Below are 17041 nucleotides of genomic sequence, written 5' to 3'. Positions count from 1 at the left end.
CCAGGTCGAGGTCCCGGTAGCGGGCACGCACGGACCGGGCGGCCCTTAGGTGATCCTCCGCGACCTCGGGGACGGCGACGCGACCGCGCCGCATCCGGTTCCGGAGGTCATCGACCGCGCTGAGCGCAGCTCCACGGCCGAGTTCCCGGGTGGCTGTGTGATCGGTCTCCGCGAGGAGCCCGGAGGTACCCGCGATGACGATGCTCGCGACCCGCACGACGTCGTCGCCGAACTCCTGCGGACAGGGCTTGGGCACAGCGACATCCGTCCCACCCTCTCCGCGGGGCAAGCCGGTTCAGGTGTCCCCCGATCGTGCGGCAGACCCGTTCGGGGAGCTGTGATGAGGTGAAGGGAGCGGCAGAGATGACGAGCAGCGGCGGGACAGGGCACATCCGATGATCGCGGCGGTGAACCCGGCCAGTCCGGCCGTCGCGAAACCGCCCGCCGGCACGGAGCTGTTAATGGCCACCCCGACGATGGGGGATCCGAGCGCGAAACCCGCACTCTGCGCAGCGGATTGCAGACCCGTCGCCTCACCCCGCACGCCGGTCGGCGCCATACGGGTCACCGCATCGGCCACCGCGGAAAGGGTCGGCGCGGCGAGAAGCCCGATGCCGACGACGGCTGCGCACAACCAGGGCCAGTCGTGGGCCAACCCTGCGGGCACCGTCACGAGCCCGAGCAGGCCGAGCAGCAGCCACGTGGGAAGCGACCGGGACAGCGCGCCGTAGATCAGCCCCCCGACGACGGACGTCACGCCGAGCACGGCCACGACCACGGCGGCCCGGGACACCTGGTCCGATTCCTCGAGTACGGCGACGACGGCGAGGTCGACGCCGCTGAGCAGCGCGGCAGTACCGAACGCCATCGTCAGTACGGCCTTCATCCCGCTGCCCAGCCACTCTCGCCGCGGAAGCCGTCCAGCCGCGCCGGACTTCGCCTCGTGCTCGGCGCGCAGCGGCGGGTCGAGCAGGGCGATCCCGGCTCCACCGGCCACGATCGCGGCGCCGAGCCCCCACGCCACCACATCGGTGGGCGCCTGCGCGGCGCACAGGATCACGACCGCCGGGCCCACCATGTACGACAGTTCACCCTGTACCGACTCCAGCGCGAACGCGGATCGGCGCTGCTCCGCCGTCGTCATCGCGGCGATCGCCTGCCTGGTGACCTGCTGCACCGGCACCATCAGCAGACCCGCTGGGAAGACGGCCCCCAAGAGGGCCCCGTACGGCAGGGTCGGCATGCCCAGCCAGAACACGGCCTGCGCCACGACGGTGACCGGCAGCACCGTACGCAGGCCCCACCGATCGGTCATGCGGCCGAGCAGCGGCCCGCCCAGGGTCAGCCCCGTCGTGAGAGCTGCCGTGACAGCACCGGCCGCGACATAGCTCATGTGCAGGCCCAGGACGACGTGCATCGTCAGTGCCATCGTGGCCGCCGTGATGGCGGTGCGGGCGAGAAGCGACACGGCCAGCAGTGATGGCATCCCTGGCACGGCGAGTATCTGCCGGTATCCCCTCACGTGACGGTCACCTGGGCCAGCGGGGCGAGAACGGCGTCGGCCAGCAACTTGTAGGAGGTCATGCGGTGTTCAGGAGCTGCGGTGACCGTATTGATCATGATCTCGCTGACCTGGTGGGCGTGGGCCAGTGCGGTCAGACGGTGGTGCAGCTGATCGGGGGTGCCGTGCAGGACAGCGCTGCGGTGCAGGGCTGCTTGCGTGCGTTCTTCCGAGGTCCAGGTGTGCTGCGCGAGGGTGTGCAGGCCGGGGACGGGACCGTCGTGGCCGAGGTCTTTGCGGGCTCTCCACAGCAGCATGGCCTGTGCGAGCGCGGCGGCCTTCTCGGGATCCTCGGCAGCGATCACTCGCACGGCGAGCAGAGGGGAAGGCTGTCGACCGTCGGGGAGATGACGGCGATATGCGGCCAGGGACGCAGGCCCGTTCCGGGGAGAGAAGAAGTGCCCGAAGGCATAGCCGGCGCCGAGCCTTCCGGCGAGCGGGGCTGTCGACCCACCCGCGCCGAGGAGCCACAGACCGTTCTCCGGTTCGGCGGGCGTGCTCGGCACGGGCGGATCTGCGGGGCCCTCGTCCATGAGGTGTTGACGCAGACGCAGAAGCTTCTGGTCGAAGTCGTCGGCAGGACCGCCACCACGGGCGATGCCCACGTCGACGCGGCCCGGGCTGAGGCGTCGCAGCAGATTCATCTTCTCGGCGACGGTGTCGGGGTGGTACCGGGGCAGCAGAATGCCGCCGGTGCCGACGCGGACCCGGCTGGTGTGCTGCAGCACGGGACCGGCGAGGACTTCCGGTGACGTACCGGCGAACGAGCGGGAGTTGTGGTGTTCGGCGAGCCAGTACCGGTGGTAGCCGAGGGAGTCGGCGAGGCGGGCGAGTTCGAGGGTGGTGTGCAGAGCGTCGTCGGGGGTCCGGCCCTCGCCGATGGGCGACTGGTCGAGAACGGACAGACGCAGTGGGCCGAAGTCGTTCATCGCGGCTGGGGTCCTTGGGGGTGGTGCGGGCGAGGATGGGCGTGGAGGGCCGGGACGATGCGCCAGTCGCGCTGGAAGACGAGGTTGTGCAGGTCGGCGGCGACGATGGCGCGGAGCGTGGGGACGAGTTCGTCGGCCTGTTCGGGGGTGAAGACGTTGAGGGGCCAGTCGGCGACGGTGGCGCCGCGCAGGTGGGGGTGGTGGAAGCCCGCGCCGTAGTGGGCGTGGAGCGTGAGCGGGGAGATGCCCGCGCGACTCTGTTCGGGCCAGGTCAGATTCCAGGTGGCGTGGCTGCCCCCGTGCTGGTCACGACGCAGGCCGGTGGCGTGCACGGCTCCGGTGTTCAGCAGCAGGTGGGTGTTGAACTCGGCGAGGACCTGGCGCGCGGGGGCGTCGAGGAGGAAGGCCGCCTCCTGGAAACGGCCTTCCTTGGCGGGCCGGTCGCGGTGCCCTCCGTGTGTGCCGTCGCGCAGGTCGGTGAAGTGGCGCACGAGGGCTGCCAGTGGTGAGGGCGCCTCAGGGCCCACGGGTCCGATGGCGCGGGCTGCGGAGTCGGTGTGAGTCATCGGGCGGATTCCTCCTCGGAAGGCGACGTCGAGCGGAGGTCGCGTAGCGCGGTGCCGAGAATCGGCAGCAGGCGGCTGTGTGGCCGGAGCAGGTCGGCATGACCTGTGTGCGGCGGTTGGACGAGGCGGACGGGCACGGACGCGTCACGGAGCCTGGCGGCGTACTCCACGACGTCGTCGGCTACCGGATCCTCTGCCCCTACGGCGAGGACGGCGGGCGCCACGCCGGCCAGGGAGCAGGCGTCGAACGGCGTGCGGTGGAGGGGCGTTCCGTCGGAGGTGGATACGAGGCCGGGCGACGCTCCGCGCCAGGCGCGCCAGGCCAGGCGCAACTGGGCGGGGTGCGGGAACCCCAGGGGGTCGCGGCGATAACTGGCGGCGGTGCAGTCGGGATCCAGCGGTGGATAGGCCAGCAGCTGCGCCGCGAGCGGCCGACCCCGGTCGCGTTCCGCCAGTGCGACGCATGCGGCCAGCGTGGCGCCGGCGCTGTCACCTCCCACCGCGACGGAGACCTGCGCGCCGGGGCGCTGTCGCGCCCAGTCGACGGCGGCGCGGAGATCCTCCAGAGGGGCCGGATACGGGTGCTCCGGGGCCAGCCGGTAGTCGACGCTCAGGACGTTCCAACCGGACAGGGAGGCGAGACGGTGGGTGACGGCGTGCCACTGGGCCGCGGAACCGTACTGCCAGCTTCCGCCGTGCGCCCACACCAGCCAGCCGTGCTCCTGCTGCGACGTACGGGCCGTGCCAGGGCGGTACATGCGAGCCGGCACCGGATGTGCGGCCGGCAGCATGACCTGCTGCCAGTGGACCGCGGTCCCGGCGGAGGGCGTGGAAGTGGTGGGCGCGTCCCGAACCATGGTGGCGAGGTCCTTCCGGGCCGAGCGGATGGGTCTGCGGCGCGGTCCGGGTTCAGGAGCCGGGCCGGCTCTCCGGTGTGTTCGTGCGGGTGCGCAGGAAGAGCGCCGCGAGGACGACGCCGAGCAGGACCAGGGCGGCGTTGACGGCGATGGCCACGGTGACGCCGTGGTGAACGGCGGAGGCCGTGGCCGCGCCCGCGGTGGTGGCGGTGACGACGGCGGACATGATCGGGGTGCCCATCGTGATGCCGACCTGCTGGGACATGGACGCCAGGCCGGTGGCCAGGCCCTGTTCGGCGTCCGGGAGCCCGCTGGTGGCGGTGACCATGAAGCCGACGATGACGAGCATGTTGCCGACGCCGCCGAAGAAGGTGGCGGGCAGGAGCAGGGCGAGGGAGGCGCCGGTCGTCGTACCGAGGAAGAGCAGGGCCGCGGTGAAGACCGTCTGGATGACGCCGCCGGCGACCAGGGCGGTCAGGGTCGACGTCCGCGCGATCACCTTCGGCGCGAGCAGGCCGCCGACGACGGTGCCGATGCCCAGGACGCCGAAGGAGACACCGGCCGCGAGCGGTGAGAAGCCGAGCGTCTTCTGCAGGTACAGGGTGAGCAGGTAGACCAGCGAGGTCTCGGTGACGAAGGCGAGCAGGCCCAGCACGTTGCCCCAGGCGACGGTGCGGCGGCCGAGGGTGCGCAGCGGCACAAGCGGTTCGGCGACCTTCCGCTCGACCAGGAAGAACGCGGCCAGGAAGACCACGCCTGCGGCCAGGCCGAGCAGTGCGTGCGGGTGGGACCAGCCGTACTCGCCGGCCTGGGTCAGGCCGTAGACGAGGCCGAGCAGACCGAGGGTGACGGCGAGCGCGCCGGGCAGGTCGAGCCTGGGGCGGGCGGCCGGCTTGGACTCCTTGATGACGGTCGGGGCGATCAAGACGACGGCGAGAGCGACGGGCACGTTGATGAAGAACGCCCAGCGCCAGGAGAGCAGGTCGGTCAGTACGCCGCCGAGGATGGCGCCGGTGGTGAAGCCGGCCGACATCAGCGCGCCGTTGATGCCGAGCGCCTTCTGCCGCAACGGCCCTTCGGCGAAGGAGGTCGTCAGCAGGGACAGGCCCGCAGGGGTGGCCGCGGCCGTCGCGAGTCCCTGGGCGACGCGGGCGGCGAGGAGCACTTCCGGGCTGGTGGCGAGGCCGCCGGCCAGCGAGGAGAGTCCCAGCAGGGCGAGGCTGCCGATGAAGATCTTCTTGCGGCCGATCAGGTCGCCGATGCGCCCGAAGAAGAGGGTGAAACCGGCGGCGGAGAGCGCGAAGGCCGTAGCGATCCACTGCAGGTTCGCGAGGGAGAAGCCGAGGCCGTCACCGATCGCGGGCAGCGCCACGTTCAGGATCGAGAAGTCGACGGCCAGCATGAACTGGGCGACCAGGAGCACCGCGAGGACCAGCTTCAACCGGCCGGTGAGTCGCTGGGATTCGGGCTCGATTCTGGCCCGGTCGGAGGTCGCGGACGCGGACGAGCGCGTCTCGGCACTGGTTGCAGACATGACATTCCTTCTTCGGAGTTGCGGGCTTGCGCCCTGTACGGACAAGGCAGGGGTGACAGACCAGGAACCCTCTAACGGGACTTGAGTACCATTACGCTCGGGAAAAGTAGCACGCGAGCCCCATTAAGGGAACCCTGGTACCGATAAAGGTGCGCAGTGCGGGCTCACCGCTCACTCGCGGGCTGAGCCCGCACCAGCGGGCCACGCGCGGCTCCCGCGGACGAACAGCGCGAACACCGGGACCGAGATGGCGAGGAAGATCCAGCGCCAGCCGAGACCGAAGAGGACCAGGCCGAACGACAGGCCGCCGACGACCTGGCCCGCGATCGAGGCGAGGCCGATCACGGCGCCGGACACCGCGAAGGCCGCGTCTGCGCGCGTCCGCGCAGGGAGTCCCGCATCACGGCAAGCACCTGCGGATAGAACAAGGCCGCGCCGACAGCCTGGATCACGCGAAAGGCGATGAGCGGCCAGGAGGCCGGGGCAGGCCCCGCTCCGAGTGAGGACAGGCTGAAGAGTGCGATTCCGCCGACGACCAACTCCACCTGCGCGCAGTCGACTTGGAGATCGTCCCGCAGGGAGGGGACGGCGACGTTCACGAGGAACGAGTCCATGACCGCCACAGGGGTGGCGGCCACGCCGACGGCGAGCACCGCAGGCTGACGCCTCGTCATACCCCTTGCACCGTCTTGCACTTCCCCGCCATGGGAGGTGTGTACGAGAGGGTTCAGAACTTCCGCCACGCCACGGCACCCCTTGATCGCTTGACGTTCGACTGGGAACGCCAACAACCTTGTTCGCCGCTCGCGCCTGGAACAACGCCGATCTGCTGAAGTACCGTGCAACAGGGCTAAACGATGAGGGGGATCATGGAACGGCAGGAGTGGGAGGCACTGCTGACCCTGGCCGAGGAGCTGCACTTCGGCCGTACCGCCGACCGGCTGGGCGTCTCCGTCGGCAGGGTCAGCCAGATCATCCGCAAACTCGAACGTCGCGTCGGCGTTCAGCTCTTCGAGCGCACCAGTCGCCGCGTCGTGCCGACGATGGTCGGACAGCAGCTCTGTGATGATCTCCTGCCCGTCCGCCGGCAGATGGACGCGGCGCTGGCACGCGCCGTCGCAGCGGGGAGAGGCGTCACCGGGGAACTACGTGTCGGCTATTCCAGCCCCATGGCGGCCAACCTGATTCTCCGATCCCTGGAACCGTTCAAGGCGGCGTACCCGGACTGCGAGCTGCTGATCCAGGAGATCCAGCTCTCCTCCCCCTTCAGCTCGCTCCGCAGTGGAGGGGTCCACGTCCAGATAACCGAACTTCCGCTCCAGGAAGCCGATTTGGTGGCAGGCCCGACACTGATCACCTGCGAACGGGCACTGATGGTGCCCAGCGAGCACCCCTTCGCCCGCTGTGCGTCCGTCTCCTTGGAGGACCTCGCCCTGGTGACACTGCTCACCATCGGTGGTTCTGTACCGCAGTACTGGTCGGATCACCACTTTCCGCGGCACACGCCCTCAGGCCGCCCCATCCATCACGGGCACCAGGCGACCTCCTGGCAGGAGATCCCCCTGCTGGTGGGAGCGGGGCAGGGGGTCTCGCTCGCCAACAGGGACGCGGAGCCGTACCACCGTCTCCCCGGCGTCGTCTGGGTGCCGGTCCGTGAGCGCATGCCGTGTGACTACGCGCCGATCTGGCTCAAGCAGGCGCAGAGCGGTCGCGTCCGAGCCTTCTTGGAGGTCGTAGGAGCTGTCGCCGGAACGAAAACCGGGACAGCTCAGCCTTGACCTCGCAGCGCAGGTCAGGCACCCTTCGCGGCGGGCTCAAGGATCGCGACGCACTCCACGTGATGCGTCATCGGGAACAGATCGAACGCCCGCAGCGTCCGCACCTTGTACCCGCCCTCCTTGAAGTACCCCAGGTCACGCGCCAGCGCGGCCGGGTCGCAGGCCACGTAGGCGATGCGGCGGGCGCCCAGCGTCGCGAGGTGGGCGACGGTCTTCTTGCCGGCGCCGGCCCGCGGCGGGTCGAGGACGATCAGGTCGACCTCGGTGATGCCGGTGCGCGGCAGGGCCGCCTCGACCTTGCCCTGCTCGATGCGGACCCGGTCGAAGGACTCCAGGTTGTGCCGGGCGTCCTCGACCGCGCGCTTGCCGGACTCGATGCCGAGCACCGCGCCCTTCTCGCCGACGCGGTCGGCGAGGGCGCCCGCGAACAGGCCGACGCCGCAGTACAGGTCGAGGGCCGTGTCGCCCTTGCGGGGCAGCAGGCCCTGCATCACCGCGCGCATGAGGGTGTCCGCCGCCTTCGGGTGGACCTGCCAGAAGCCGCCGTTGCCGACGCGGTACGTGCGGTCGTCGGCGCGCTCGCGGACGAAGGCGCGGCCGTGCACACGGTGCACGCCGCCGTCCTTCTCGCCGACGCGCATCACGGAGACCGGCTTGTCCAGCTCGACGAGGGGCAGCCGTGCGCCGGGCTTCGGCTCCAGGATCACCATGCGGTCCTGGGATCCGGTCGCCGCGATCGCGTCGACGGACTTCATGCCGGACCAGTCGCGCTGCTCGATGCCCAGCTCGGAGACGCCCTCGGCGGCGATCATGCAGTGCTCGATCGGCTCGACCTCGTGGGAGCGGTGGCGGCGCAGACCGGCGTTGCCGTCCGCGTCGATCGCGTACTGGACGCGCGTGCGCCACTGCGGGACCTCGCCCGAGGGGAGCTTGTCGCCCTCGGCCGGCATGACCGTGCCGTCCCAGCCGGCCTCCTCGGGCGTGAGGCCCGCGAGGTGCTTGAGCTGCTCGGCGATGACCTCGCCCTTCAGGCGGCGCTGCGCGCCCGGCTTGGCGTGCTGCCAGTCGCAGCCGCCGCAGCGACCGGGACCGGCGTACGGGCAGGGCGCCTCGACGCGGTCCTTGGAGGCCTCCAGGATCTGGACGGCGTCGGCGCGCAGGAAGCGGGCGCCCTCCTCGCCGTCGGTGACGCGGGCCACGACGCGCTCGCCGGGCAGCGTGTGCCGGACGAACAGGACCTGGCCCTCGGCCGTACGCGCGATGCAGTGACCGCCGTGTGCGACGGGTCCGACCTCGACCTCGTACTCGGCCCCCACCAGTGACTTCTTCGGTTCTGCCTGCATGGCGGGGTGACTCCAGTACGTAAGGGGACGGGCCGTAGGAAAAAACGGCCGGACAACAGCCCACCAGTCTACGTGGCTGTCGTCCGGCCGCTCACCAGGTACGAGTCCGGCTGCTCATCGGCCGGCCATGCACCGGTCGCTACTTGTTGGTGGGCTCCTTGGGGCGCTTCTCCACCGGACCGCGGCGCACCGCACCCGGCGCGTTCCACTCGGAGCGCCTGCGGGCCCGCTTCTTGGCGGCCTCGGAGGACTCCAGCTGGTACGGCACGGAGGTGACCATGATCCCGGGAGTGAAGAGCAGGCGGCCCTTCAGGCGCAGCGCGCTCTGGTTGTGCAGCAGGTGCTCGTACCAGTGGCCGACCACGTACTCGGGGATGATCACGCTGACCGCGTCGCGCGGAGACTCGCGGCGCAGGCCCTTCACGTATTCGATGATCGGCCGGGTGATCTCCCGGTAGGGAGAGTCGAGAACCTTGAGCGGGACATCGATACCTCGACGTTCCCACTCCTCCCTCAAGGCCTTCGTCTCGGCCGGATCAACATTGACGCTCAATGCCTCAAGAGTGTCCGTACGCATCAACTTGGCGTACGCCAGGGCCCGCAGCGTCGGGCGGTGGATCTTCGACACGAGGACGATCGAGTGGACGCGGGACGGGCGCACGCTGTCGTCGGACGGCGTCTCGGGCGCGGCGATCTCCTCGGCGACCCGGTCGTAGTGCTTACGGATCGCGGTCATCGTCGCGTAGAAGATGCACATGCCGAGGAGTGCGACCCAGGCGCCGTGCGTGAACTTCGTGACGAGGACGACCACGAGGACGAGTCCGGTGAAGAACGCGCCGAACGCGTTGATCGCGCGGGAGCGGACCATCTGGCGGCGCTTGTTGGCGTCCTTCTCGGACCGCAGGTGGCGGTTCCAGTGCCGGACCATGCCGGTCTGGCTCAGCGTGAAGGAGACGAACACGCCCACGATGTAGAGCTGGATCAGACGGGTCGAGTCGGCCCCGTAGATGATGACCAGGAGCATGGCCGCGCCGGCGAGCAGCACGATGCCGTTGGAGAACGCGAGGCGGTCGCCGCGGGTGTGCAGCTGGCGCGGCAGGTAGCGGTCCTGCGCGAGGATCGAGCCGAGCAGCGGGAAGCCGTTGTACGCGGTGTTGGCCGCCAGGAAGAGGACCAGGGCCGTGGCCGCCGCGAGGATGAGGAACAGGAAGCTGCCCTTGCCGAAGACGGCCTCGGCGACCTGCGAGATGACCGGGTTCTGGACGTAGCCCGAACCGACCGCGACGCCGTTGTGGATCAGGTCGGACGCCGGGTTCTCGGCCATGCGGACGTTGGTCGCCATGGCGAGGCCGATGATGCCGCAGAACATGGTGACGGCGAGCGCGCCCATGAGCGCGAGCGTGGAGGCCGCGTTCTTCGACTTGGGCTTGCGGAAGGCCGGGACGCCGTTGGAGATCGCCTCGACGCCGGTGAGGGCCGCACAGCCGGACGAGAAGGCGCGCAGCAGCAGGAAGACGAGCGCGAAGCCCGCGAGGCCCTGGTGCTCGGCCTTGATGTGGAAGTCGGCGGTGGGGGCCTTCATGGTGTCGTCGAGGACGAGCCCGCGGAAGGCGCCCCAGGCGATCATGATGAAGACGCCCGCGACGAAGACGTACGTCGGAATGGCGAAGAGCTTGCCGGACTCCTTCACACCGCGCAGGTTCATCAGCGTGAGCAGCACGATGACGGCACAGGCGCAGAGCACCTTGTGCTCGACCACGAAGGGGATCGCGGAGCCGAGGTTCTCGATGCCGGAGGCGATGGAGACGGCGACGGTCAGGACGTAGTCGACGAGCAGGGCGCTCGCGACGGTGAGCCCGGCCTTCGGGCCGAGGTTGGTGTTGGCGACCTCGTAGTCGCCGCCACCGCTCGGGTAGGCGTGCACGTTCTGTCGGTACGAGGCGACGACCGTGAACATCAGCACGACGACCGCGACCGCGATCCAGGGGCTGAAGTGGTAGGCCGACACGCCCGCGATGGAGAGGACCAGCAGGACCTCGCCCGGCGCGTACGCCACGGAGGAGAGCGGGTCGGAGGCGAAAACGGGGAGTGCGATGCGCTTCGGCAGGAGCGTTTCTCCGAGCCGATCACTGCGCAGAGCGCGCCCGATCAAGATCCGTTTGGGCACGTCGGTCAGTTTGGACACGCAGAGGATCGTAAGCGTTCGAACGGGGGGCCGCCCACCCACCACCCCTTAACTCCTCCGGATGCCCAAAATACGAACGCGGCGTGCACCCGTGAGCCCGGTATCCACCGACGATCTAGGCCGCTACGCGAAGGAGGACTTCGCCCACATTGCCGATACGGTGGTCATGACGCGAGCCATACGGGGTTCACGTCGTGCCCAGATCGAGCCGCACCCCGGCTGGACCGAGCCGCGAGAGAGAGACATGAGCAGGACGTTTAGGCAGGTCAGAAGGCCTATGAGGAGTGCGGGGTAGGGCCGTGCATATCGTGATCATGGGCTGTGGCCGCGTAGGGTCCCAACTCGCCCAGACCCTGGAACAGCAGGGCCACACGGTCGCCGTGGTCGACCAGGACCCCACGGCCTTCCGCCGCCTGGGCTCCGGGTTCGGCGGCCGCCGTGTCACCGGGGTCGGCTTCGACCAGGACACCCTGCGTGAGGCCGGCATCGAGGAGGCGGGCGCCTTCGCCGCCGTCTCCAGCGGTGACAACTCCAACATCATCGCGGCCCGCGTGGCCCGCGAGATGTTCGGCATCGAGAACGTGGCGGCGCGGATCTACGACCCCCGCCGCGCCGAGGTCTACCAGCGCCTGGGCATCCCGACGGTCGCCACGGTCCGCTGGACCGCCGACCAGATGCTGCGCCGGCTCCTTCCGTCCGGGGCCGAGCCGCTGTGGCGCGACCCCACCGGCGGTGTCCAGCTCGCCGAGGTGCACGCCTCGTCGTCCTGGGTGGGGCACAAGATCAGCCGCCTCCAGGAGGAGACGGGCGTGCGCGTGGCGTTCGTCACCCGGCTCGGTGAGGCGATCCTGCCGACGTCGCAGACAGTGCTCCAGGAGGGCGACCTCGTGCACGTGATGATGCGCACGGACGACGTCGAGAAGGTCGAGGCGGCGTTCGCCGAGGGTCCTGAAGAGGAGGGCGGTCACTGATGAGGGTCGCCATTGCCGGTGCCGGTGCGGTGGGCCGCTCGATCGCGGGCGAGCTCCTGGAGAACGGCCACGAGGTCCTCCTCGTCGACAAGGCGCCGACCGCCATCTCGGTCGAGCGCGTCCCGCAGGCGGAGTGGCTGCTCGCCGACGCCTGCGAGATCACGTCGCTGGACGAGGCGGCGCTCCAGCGCTGCAACGTGGTCATCGCGGCCACGGGTGACGACAAGGTCAATCTCGTCGTCTCCCTGCTCGCGAAGACCGAGTACGGGGTTCCGCGGGTCGTCGCCCGCGTCAACAACCCCAAGAACGAATGGCTGTTCAACGAGTCGTGGGGCGTGGACGTGGCCGTCTCGACCCCGCGTCTCATGTCGGCCCTGGTCGAAGAGGCGGTGAGCGTCGGCGATCTGGTCCGGCTGCTGCGCTTCAGCCACGGCGACGCGAACCTGGTCGAGCTGACGCTCCCGCCCGAGTCGGCCCTCGCCGGCACGCGCGTGGGCGACGTCCAGTGGCCGGAGGACACGTCCCTGGTGACGATCATCCGCGGCACCCGCGTCCTGGCTCCCAGCCAGGAGGACTCCCTGGAGGCGGGCGACGAGCTCCTGTTCGTAGCGGCCCAGGCGCGTGAGGAACAGCTGGAGGACCTGTTGTCGGTCCGCCGCGAGGACGCGTAGCACGAGAAGCGGAGGTCCCCCCGAGCCTTGCTCGGGGGGACCTCCGCTTCTCGCCTTCAGGGGCGCGGGGAGCGACCCGCCTCCCGCACCCGCCGAGGACCTCAGGCCTCACGGCGATGCCGCGCCCCGCCTTCGGAACGGGCGGCCTCGGCCTTCGCCGCCTTCTCGGCCTTCTCCGCCTGTTCCGCGGCTTCCATCTCGGCGAACACGTCGATGGGCGCGGGCGCCTTCGCCAGGAACACCCACGTCAGCCACACCGCCAGCAGGAACGGCGGAATCTTCAGAGCGATGAGCACCCAGCCGAACTTGGTGGTGTCCGCCCACCAGTACATCGGGAAGAGAATCGCGCACTTGGCGAGCAGGATGAGCCCCCAGGCCCAACTCGCCTTCGCGTACGCCTTCTTGCGGCCGGGGTTACGTGTACGCCACGACAGGTTCTCCTTGAACACCGGCCCGAGGATGAGCCCGATCAAGGGAACCCCGCACAGCGTCGTCACGATGTACGCGAGCGCGAGCCCCAACGTGTAGAGCATGCCGGGGAGATAGAAGTCCTTGGCGTTGCCGGTCATCATCGCGAAGACGACACCGAACACGACACCGAAGACACCACTGAAGGCGTGCTTGACCGTGTCCTTCATGACCAGGCGTACGACGACCAGCACCAGGGACACCGCGAGGGCCGCGATGGCCGACATGTGCAGGTCCTTGTTGATCGTGAAGATGGTCACGAAGAGGAGACCGGGCACGACGGTCTCCACCATGCCCCGCACGCCGCCGAAGGCCTCGAAGAGCGCGGCCTCGGTCACCGCCCTGTCCGCGGTTTCCTGGCCTGCGAGGTCTTCGCGGTCGGTCGGCTTGTCGAGGGACGTCACCGGCTACTCCCGTCCGAGCGGTCTGAGTTCGTATTTCGGGTTGAAGAGCACCCTACGGCCCCGGCTCATCGAGATCCGTCCCGATGCGATCAGCTTGCGGCCCGGCTCGATCCCCACGATGGAGCGCCTGCCGAGCCACACCACGTCCAGGGCGGCCGAGCCGTCGAACAACTCCGCCTCCAGTGCCGGGACTCCGGCGCGTGGCCGAAGGGTGACCGTGCGCAACGTACCAGTAACCGTGACTATCTGACGGTCGTGGCAGTCGCCGATACGCGTACAGCCCGTGGTCTGCGAGTCCTCGCGCAGCTCCTCCGACTCCAGGTCCTCCTGCGAGGTGGAGAGCCGGTCGAGCATGCGCCGGAATCGGCCCGCCGGCTTCTCGGACGTCCTGTCGGAACGAGGAACAGCACTCATACAGGAAGCGTACCCGGGGCCGGTGACACGGTCGTACCCGCTGGTGTACCCCGGATTCGAGGTCCTTATCTCTCGAACCGGTAGCCCATCCCCGGCTCCGTGACGAAGTGCCGCGGATGCGACGGATCGGTCTCCAGCTTGCGGCGCAGTTGGGCCATGTACACCCGCAGATAGTTGGTCTCCGTGCCGTACGAAGGGCCCCACACCTCCTGGAGCAGCTGCTTCTGGCTGACCAGGCGTCCGGTGTTGCGCACGAGCACCTCCAGGAGGTGCCACTCCGTGGGCGTGAGCCGCACGTCGCGGCCGCCGCGGTTGACCTTCTTCGCGGCCAGGTCGACGGTGAAGTCGTCCGTCTCGACGATCCCCTCGTCCTCGCCTCCCCCGGTGGGCTCGGCCCGGCGCACGGCCGCGCGGAGCCGCGCGAGCAGCTCGTCCATGCCGAAGGGCTTGGTCACGTAGTCGTCGGCGCCCGCGTCGAGCGCCTCGACCTTCTCGTCGGAGGAGTGCCGCGCGGACAGGACCAGGATCGGCACCCGGGTCCAGCCGCGCAGTCCCTTGATCACCTCGACGCCGTCCATGTCGGGCAGGCCCAGGTCGAGGACGACCACGTCGGGGTGGCGGGCGGCGGCGAGCTGGAGCGCCTGCGCGCCGTCGGCGGCGGCGTCCACCTCGTACTTGCGCGCCTTGAGGTTGATGACGAGGGCGCGGACGATCTGCGGTTCGTCGTCGACCACGAGCACCCGGGTCATGCGGGCCTGCCTCTCTGCGTTCCAGCGGACTGCGGGGCGGCCTCGGGGGCCGCCGCCGGGGTGAGGGTGCGGGGCGCTGCCCGCAGGGTCAGAACCATGGTGAGCCCGCCTCCTGGCGTGTCCTCCGCGGCGAGCGTGCCGCCCATCGCCTCGGCGAAGCCCCGCGCCACGGCGAGCCCGAGGCCGACCCCGGCGCCGCGCGGAGCGTCACCGTAGCGCTGGAAGGGCGCGAAGATGCGGTCCTTGGCGTCGTCGGGGACGCCGGGGCCGCGGTCCACGACCCTCAGTTCGACGCGGTCGCCGAGCGTGCTCGCGGCGACGAGGACGGGCTCGTCGGGCGGGCTGTACTTGACCGCGTTCTCGACGATGTTGGCGACGGCGCGCTCCAGGAGGCCCTTGTCGACGGTGACCATCGGCAGCGACTCCGGGATGTCCAGGTCGACGCTGAGTTCCGGGTCCGGTACGCCGACGAGCGCCAGCGGCACCACCTCGTCGAGGTCGATCTCGCGGATGAGCGGGGCGACGGTGCCGGTCTGGAGGCGCGACATGTCGAGCAGGTTCCCGACGAGGTGGTCGAGCCGGTCGGCGCCCTCCTCGATCCCGGCGAGCAGCTCGGCCTGGTCCTCGGGCGACCATTCGACGTCCTCGGAGCGCAGGGACGACACCGCGGCCTTGATGCCGGCCAGCGGGGTGCGCAGATCGTGCGAGACGGCGGCGAGCAGTGCCGTACGGATGCGGTTGCCCTCGGCGAGGGTGCGGGCCTGGTCGGCGGCGTCCTGGAGGCGCCTGCGATCGAGCACGACGGCGGCCTGCGCGGCGAAGGCGCCGAGGACGCGCCGGTCCTCGGCGGGCAGCACGCGTCCCGACAGGGCGAGCGCCATGTGGTCGCCGACCGGCATGTCCACGTCGGCGTCCTCGGGCCGCCCGTCGGGGTGCGGCCCGACGCTGCCCGCGCAGGTCCACGGCGCGGTGTCGCTCTCCCGCTCCAGAAGCGCCACGGACTCCATGGCGAACGTCTCCCGTACGCGCTCCAGGAGGGCTTCCAGGGTCGTCTCGCCGCGCAGCACGCTGCCCGCGAGGAAGGACAGGATCTCCGACTCGGCGCGGAGCCTGGCCGCCTGGTGGGTGCGTCGCGCGGCGAGATCCACGACGGACGCGACGGACACGGCGACGCCCACGAAGATCACGATGGCGACGATGTTCTTCGGGTCGGCGACCGTGAACAGGTGCAGCGGCGGCGTGAAGTAGTAGTTCAGGAGCAGAGACCCGACGGCCGCCGAGGCGAGCGCGGGGAGGAGTCCGCCGACCAGCGCGGCCGCGACCGTCACCGACAGGAACAGGAGCATGTCGTTGGCGAGGCCGAGATCGGTGCGCGCGTGGGTGAGGAGCAGCGCGAGGAGCACCGGGCCGCCGACGCCGACGAGCCAGCCCCACACGATCCGGGACCGGCCGAGCCGGGCGCCGCGCGCGACGGGCAGCCCGCGTCCCTTGGCCACCTCCTCGTGCGTGACGATGTGCACGTCGAGGTCGGGGCCCGACTCCCGGGCGACGGTGGTGCCGACGCCGGGTCCGAAGACGTACTGCCAGGTCTTGCGGCGCGAGGAGCCGAGGACGATCTGGGTGGCGTTGACGCCGCGCGCGAACTCCAGGAGAGCCGAGGGTATGTCGTCGCCTATGACGTGGTGGAACGTTCCGCCGAGGTCCTCGACGAGCGTGCGCTGGAGGGCGAGCTCCTTGGGCGAGGCGGCGGTGAGCCCGTCGCTGCGGGCGATGTAGACGGCGAGCACCTCGCCGCCGGCGCCCTTCTCCGCGAGGCGGGCCGCGCGCCTGATCAACGTACGGCCCTCGGGTCCGCCGGTCAGTCCTACGACGATGCGCTCACGGGCCTGCCAGGTGGTGCGGATGTTGTGCTCGCCCCGGTACTCCTGGAGGTACTCGTCGGCCCGGTCGGCGACCCAGAGCAGGGCCAGCTCGCGCAGGGCGGTGAGGTTGCCGGGGCGGAAGTAGTTGGACAGGGCCGCGTCGACCTTGTCGGACTTGTAGATGTTGCCGTGGGCCATGCGGCGCCGCAGGGCCTGGGGCGACATGTCGACGAGCTCGATCTGATCGGCGCGGCGCACGACCTCGTCGGGGACGGTCTCGCGCTGGCGCACACCGGTGATCGACTCGACCACGTCGCCCAGCGACTCCAGATGCTGGATGTTGACGGTCGACACGACATCGATGCCGGCGGCGAGCAGCTCCTCCACGTCCTGCCAGCGCTTGGCGTTGCGCGAGCCGGGGACGTTCGTGTGGGCGAGCTCGTCGACGAGGGCGACGGCGGGCGCCCGGAGCAGGACGGCGTCGACGTCCATCTCGTGGAAGAGCGACCCCCGGTACGCGATCTCGCGGCGCGGCACCTGCTCCAGGCCGTGCAGCATCACCTCGGTGCGCGGCCGGTCGTGGTGCTCGACGAACGCGACGACGCAGTCGGTGCCACGCTCGACGCGGCGGTGCGCCTCGGACAGCATCGCGTACGTCTTGCCGACGCCCGGGGCGCTGCCCAGGTAGATCCGAAGCTTGCCGCGTCCCATGGCCCCATTGTCTTCCAGTCGCTGCTGCACGCAGTCTC

General features: G+C 70.2%; 16 protein-coding genes. 3 read left to right on the top strand and 13 right to left on the bottom strand.

Annotation, left to right across the window (positions count from 1 at the left end; genetic code table 11):
- Positions 1-295: 295 nt before the first annotated feature.
- The 7 genes from V2W30_RS30145 to V2W30_RS30115 all read right to left on the bottom strand — a co-directional run bounded on the left by V2W30_RS30145 (position 296) and on the right by V2W30_RS30115 (position 6121).
- Entirely contained in the window at positions 296-1486 is a 1191-nt protein-coding gene (locus V2W30_RS30145) for an MFS transporter (protein WP_338701426.1), read from the bottom strand.
- Positions 1487-1518: 32 nt separating this feature from the next.
- Complete coding sequence (locus V2W30_RS30140) at positions 1519-2490, bottom strand: MsnO8 family LLM class oxidoreductase (RefSeq protein ID WP_338701424.1); 972 nt, start codon at positions 2488-2490, stop codon at positions 1519-1521.
- Entirely contained in the window at positions 2487-3056 is a 570-nt protein-coding gene (locus V2W30_RS30135) for a hypothetical protein (RefSeq protein ID WP_338701422.1), read from the bottom strand. The genes V2W30_RS30140 and V2W30_RS30135 overlap by 4 nt, the downstream gene beginning before the upstream one ends.
- Positions 3053-3913, bottom strand: a complete 861-nt coding sequence (locus V2W30_RS30130) for an alpha/beta hydrolase (RefSeq protein ID WP_338701421.1) — start codon at positions 3911-3913, stop codon at positions 3053-3055. The genes V2W30_RS30135 and V2W30_RS30130 overlap by 4 nt, the downstream gene beginning before the upstream one ends.
- Positions 3914-3965: 52 nt before the next feature.
- Positions 3966-5447 carry an MFS transporter gene (locus V2W30_RS30125; RefSeq protein WP_338701419.1) on the bottom strand — a complete coding sequence of 494 codons (1482 nt, stop codon included), beginning with the start codon at positions 5445-5447 and terminating at the stop codon, positions 3966-3968.
- Positions 5448-5618: 171 nt separating this feature from the next.
- A complete protein-coding gene (locus V2W30_RS30120; protein ID WP_338701417.1) occupies positions 5619-5792 on the bottom strand; it encodes a hypothetical protein in 174 nt (57 codons plus the stop codon).
- Positions 5789-6121: a hypothetical protein gene (locus V2W30_RS30115; RefSeq protein WP_338701416.1), complete on the bottom strand. Its 333-nt coding sequence runs from the start codon at positions 6119-6121 to the stop codon at positions 5789-5791. The genes V2W30_RS30120 and V2W30_RS30115 overlap by 4 nt, the downstream gene beginning before the upstream one ends.
- 195 nt (positions 6122-6316) lie before the next feature.
- On the opposite strand from V2W30_RS30115, the gene V2W30_RS30110 reads away from it, so the two are divergent.
- Entirely contained in the window at positions 6317-7225 is a 909-nt protein-coding gene (locus tag V2W30_RS30110) for a LysR family transcriptional regulator (protein ID WP_338701414.1), read from the top strand.
- A gap of 14 nt (positions 7226-7239) precedes the next feature.
- On the opposite strand, the gene V2W30_RS30105 is transcribed toward V2W30_RS30110, so the two are convergent.
- Both V2W30_RS30105 and V2W30_RS30100 read right to left on the bottom strand, forming a co-directional pair.
- Positions 7240-8568: a class I SAM-dependent RNA methyltransferase gene (locus V2W30_RS30105; protein WP_338701412.1), complete on the bottom strand. Its 1329-nt coding sequence runs from the start codon at positions 8566-8568 to the stop codon at positions 7240-7242.
- A 139-nt stretch (positions 8569-8707) separates the two neighbouring features.
- A complete protein-coding gene (locus V2W30_RS30100) occupies positions 8708-10753 on the bottom strand; it encodes an APC family permease (RefSeq protein ID WP_338701411.1) in 2046 nt (681 codons plus the stop codon).
- A 299-nt stretch (positions 10754-11052) separates the two neighbouring features.
- Between V2W30_RS30100 and V2W30_RS30095 the strand changes: the two genes are divergently transcribed.
- Together V2W30_RS30095 and V2W30_RS30090 are read left to right on the top strand one after the other, a co-directional pair.
- Complete coding sequence (locus V2W30_RS30095; protein WP_338701409.1) at positions 11053-11724, top strand: TrkA family potassium uptake protein; 672 nt, start codon at positions 11053-11055, stop codon at positions 11722-11724.
- Positions 11724-12395, top strand: coding sequence for a potassium channel family protein (locus V2W30_RS30090; RefSeq protein WP_207826409.1), 672 nt, complete (start codon positions 11724-11726; stop codon positions 12393-12395). The genes V2W30_RS30095 and V2W30_RS30090 overlap by 1 nt, the downstream gene beginning before the upstream one ends.
- A gap of 101 nt (positions 12396-12496) precedes the next feature.
- Here V2W30_RS30090 and V2W30_RS30085 read toward each other — a convergent pair whose 3' ends face one another.
- The 4 genes from V2W30_RS30085 to V2W30_RS30070 all read right to left on the bottom strand — a co-directional run bounded on the left by V2W30_RS30085 (position 12497) and on the right by V2W30_RS30070 (position 17003).
- Complete coding sequence (locus V2W30_RS30085; RefSeq protein ID WP_338701406.1) at positions 12497-13267, bottom strand: DUF3159 domain-containing protein; 771 nt, start codon at positions 13265-13267, stop codon at positions 12497-12499.
- Positions 13268-13270: 3 nt separating this feature from the next.
- Entirely contained in the window at positions 13271-13681 is a 411-nt protein-coding gene (locus tag V2W30_RS30080; RefSeq protein WP_338701405.1) for an OB-fold nucleic acid binding domain-containing protein, read from the bottom strand.
- Between the two features lie 65 nt (positions 13682-13746).
- Positions 13747-14430, bottom strand: coding sequence for a response regulator (locus V2W30_RS30075; protein WP_338701403.1), 684 nt, complete (start codon positions 14428-14430; stop codon positions 13747-13749).
- Positions 14427-17003: a sensor histidine kinase KdpD gene (locus V2W30_RS30070; RefSeq protein ID WP_338701401.1), complete on the bottom strand. Its 2577-nt coding sequence runs from the start codon at positions 17001-17003 to the stop codon at positions 14427-14429. The genes V2W30_RS30075 and V2W30_RS30070 overlap by 4 nt, the downstream gene beginning before the upstream one ends.
- Between the last annotated feature and the right edge of the window lie 38 nt (positions 17004-17041).

It is taken from the genome of Streptomyces sp. Q6 (genome assembly GCF_036967205.1).
GTDB lineage: Bacteria > Actinomycetota > Actinomycetes > Streptomycetales > Streptomycetaceae > Streptomyces > Streptomyces citrinus.
This window is presented reverse-complemented; position numbering and strand designations above follow the sequence as displayed.

Coding starts and splice junctions, on each gene's coding strand:
- V2W30_RS30090 (WP_207826409.1), top strand. CDS start 11,724: ATGAGGGTCGCCATTGCCGGTGCCGGTGCGGTGGGCCGCTCGATCGCG.
- V2W30_RS30145 (WP_338701426.1), bottom strand. CDS start 1,486: ATGCCATCACTGCTGGCCGTGTCGCTTCTCGCCCGCACCGCCATCACG.
- V2W30_RS30080 (WP_338701405.1), bottom strand. CDS start 13,681: ATGAGTGCTGTTCCTCGTTCCGACAGGACGTCCGAGAAGCCGGCGGGC.
- V2W30_RS30140 (WP_338701424.1), bottom strand. CDS start 2,490: ATGAACGACTTCGGCCCACTGCGTCTGTCCGTTCTCGACCAGTCGCCC.
- V2W30_RS30130 (WP_338701421.1), bottom strand. CDS start 3,913: ATGGTTCGGGACGCGCCCACCACTTCCACGCCCTCCGCCGGGACCGCG.
- V2W30_RS30135 (WP_338701422.1), bottom strand. CDS start 3,056: ATGACTCACACCGACTCCGCAGCCCGCGCCATCGGACCCGTGGGCCCT.
- V2W30_RS30110 (WP_338701414.1), top strand. CDS start 6,317: ATGGAACGGCAGGAGTGGGAGGCACTGCTGACCCTGGCCGAGGAGCTG.
- V2W30_RS30070 (WP_338701401.1), bottom strand. CDS start 17,003: ATGGGACGCGGCAAGCTTCGGATCTACCTGGGCAGCGCCCCGGGCGTC.
- V2W30_RS30115 (WP_338701416.1), bottom strand. CDS start 6,121: ATGACGAGGCGTCAGCCTGCGGTGCTCGCCGTCGGCGTGGCCGCCACC.
- V2W30_RS30105 (WP_338701412.1), bottom strand. CDS start 8,568: ATGCAGGCAGAACCGAAGAAGTCACTGGTGGGGGCCGAGTACGAGGTC.
- V2W30_RS30075 (WP_338701403.1), bottom strand. CDS start 14,430: ATGACCCGGGTGCTCGTGGTCGACGACGAACCGCAGATCGTCCGCGCC.
- V2W30_RS30125 (WP_338701419.1), bottom strand. CDS start 5,447: ATGTCTGCAACCAGTGCCGAGACGCGCTCGTCCGCGTCCGCGACCTCC.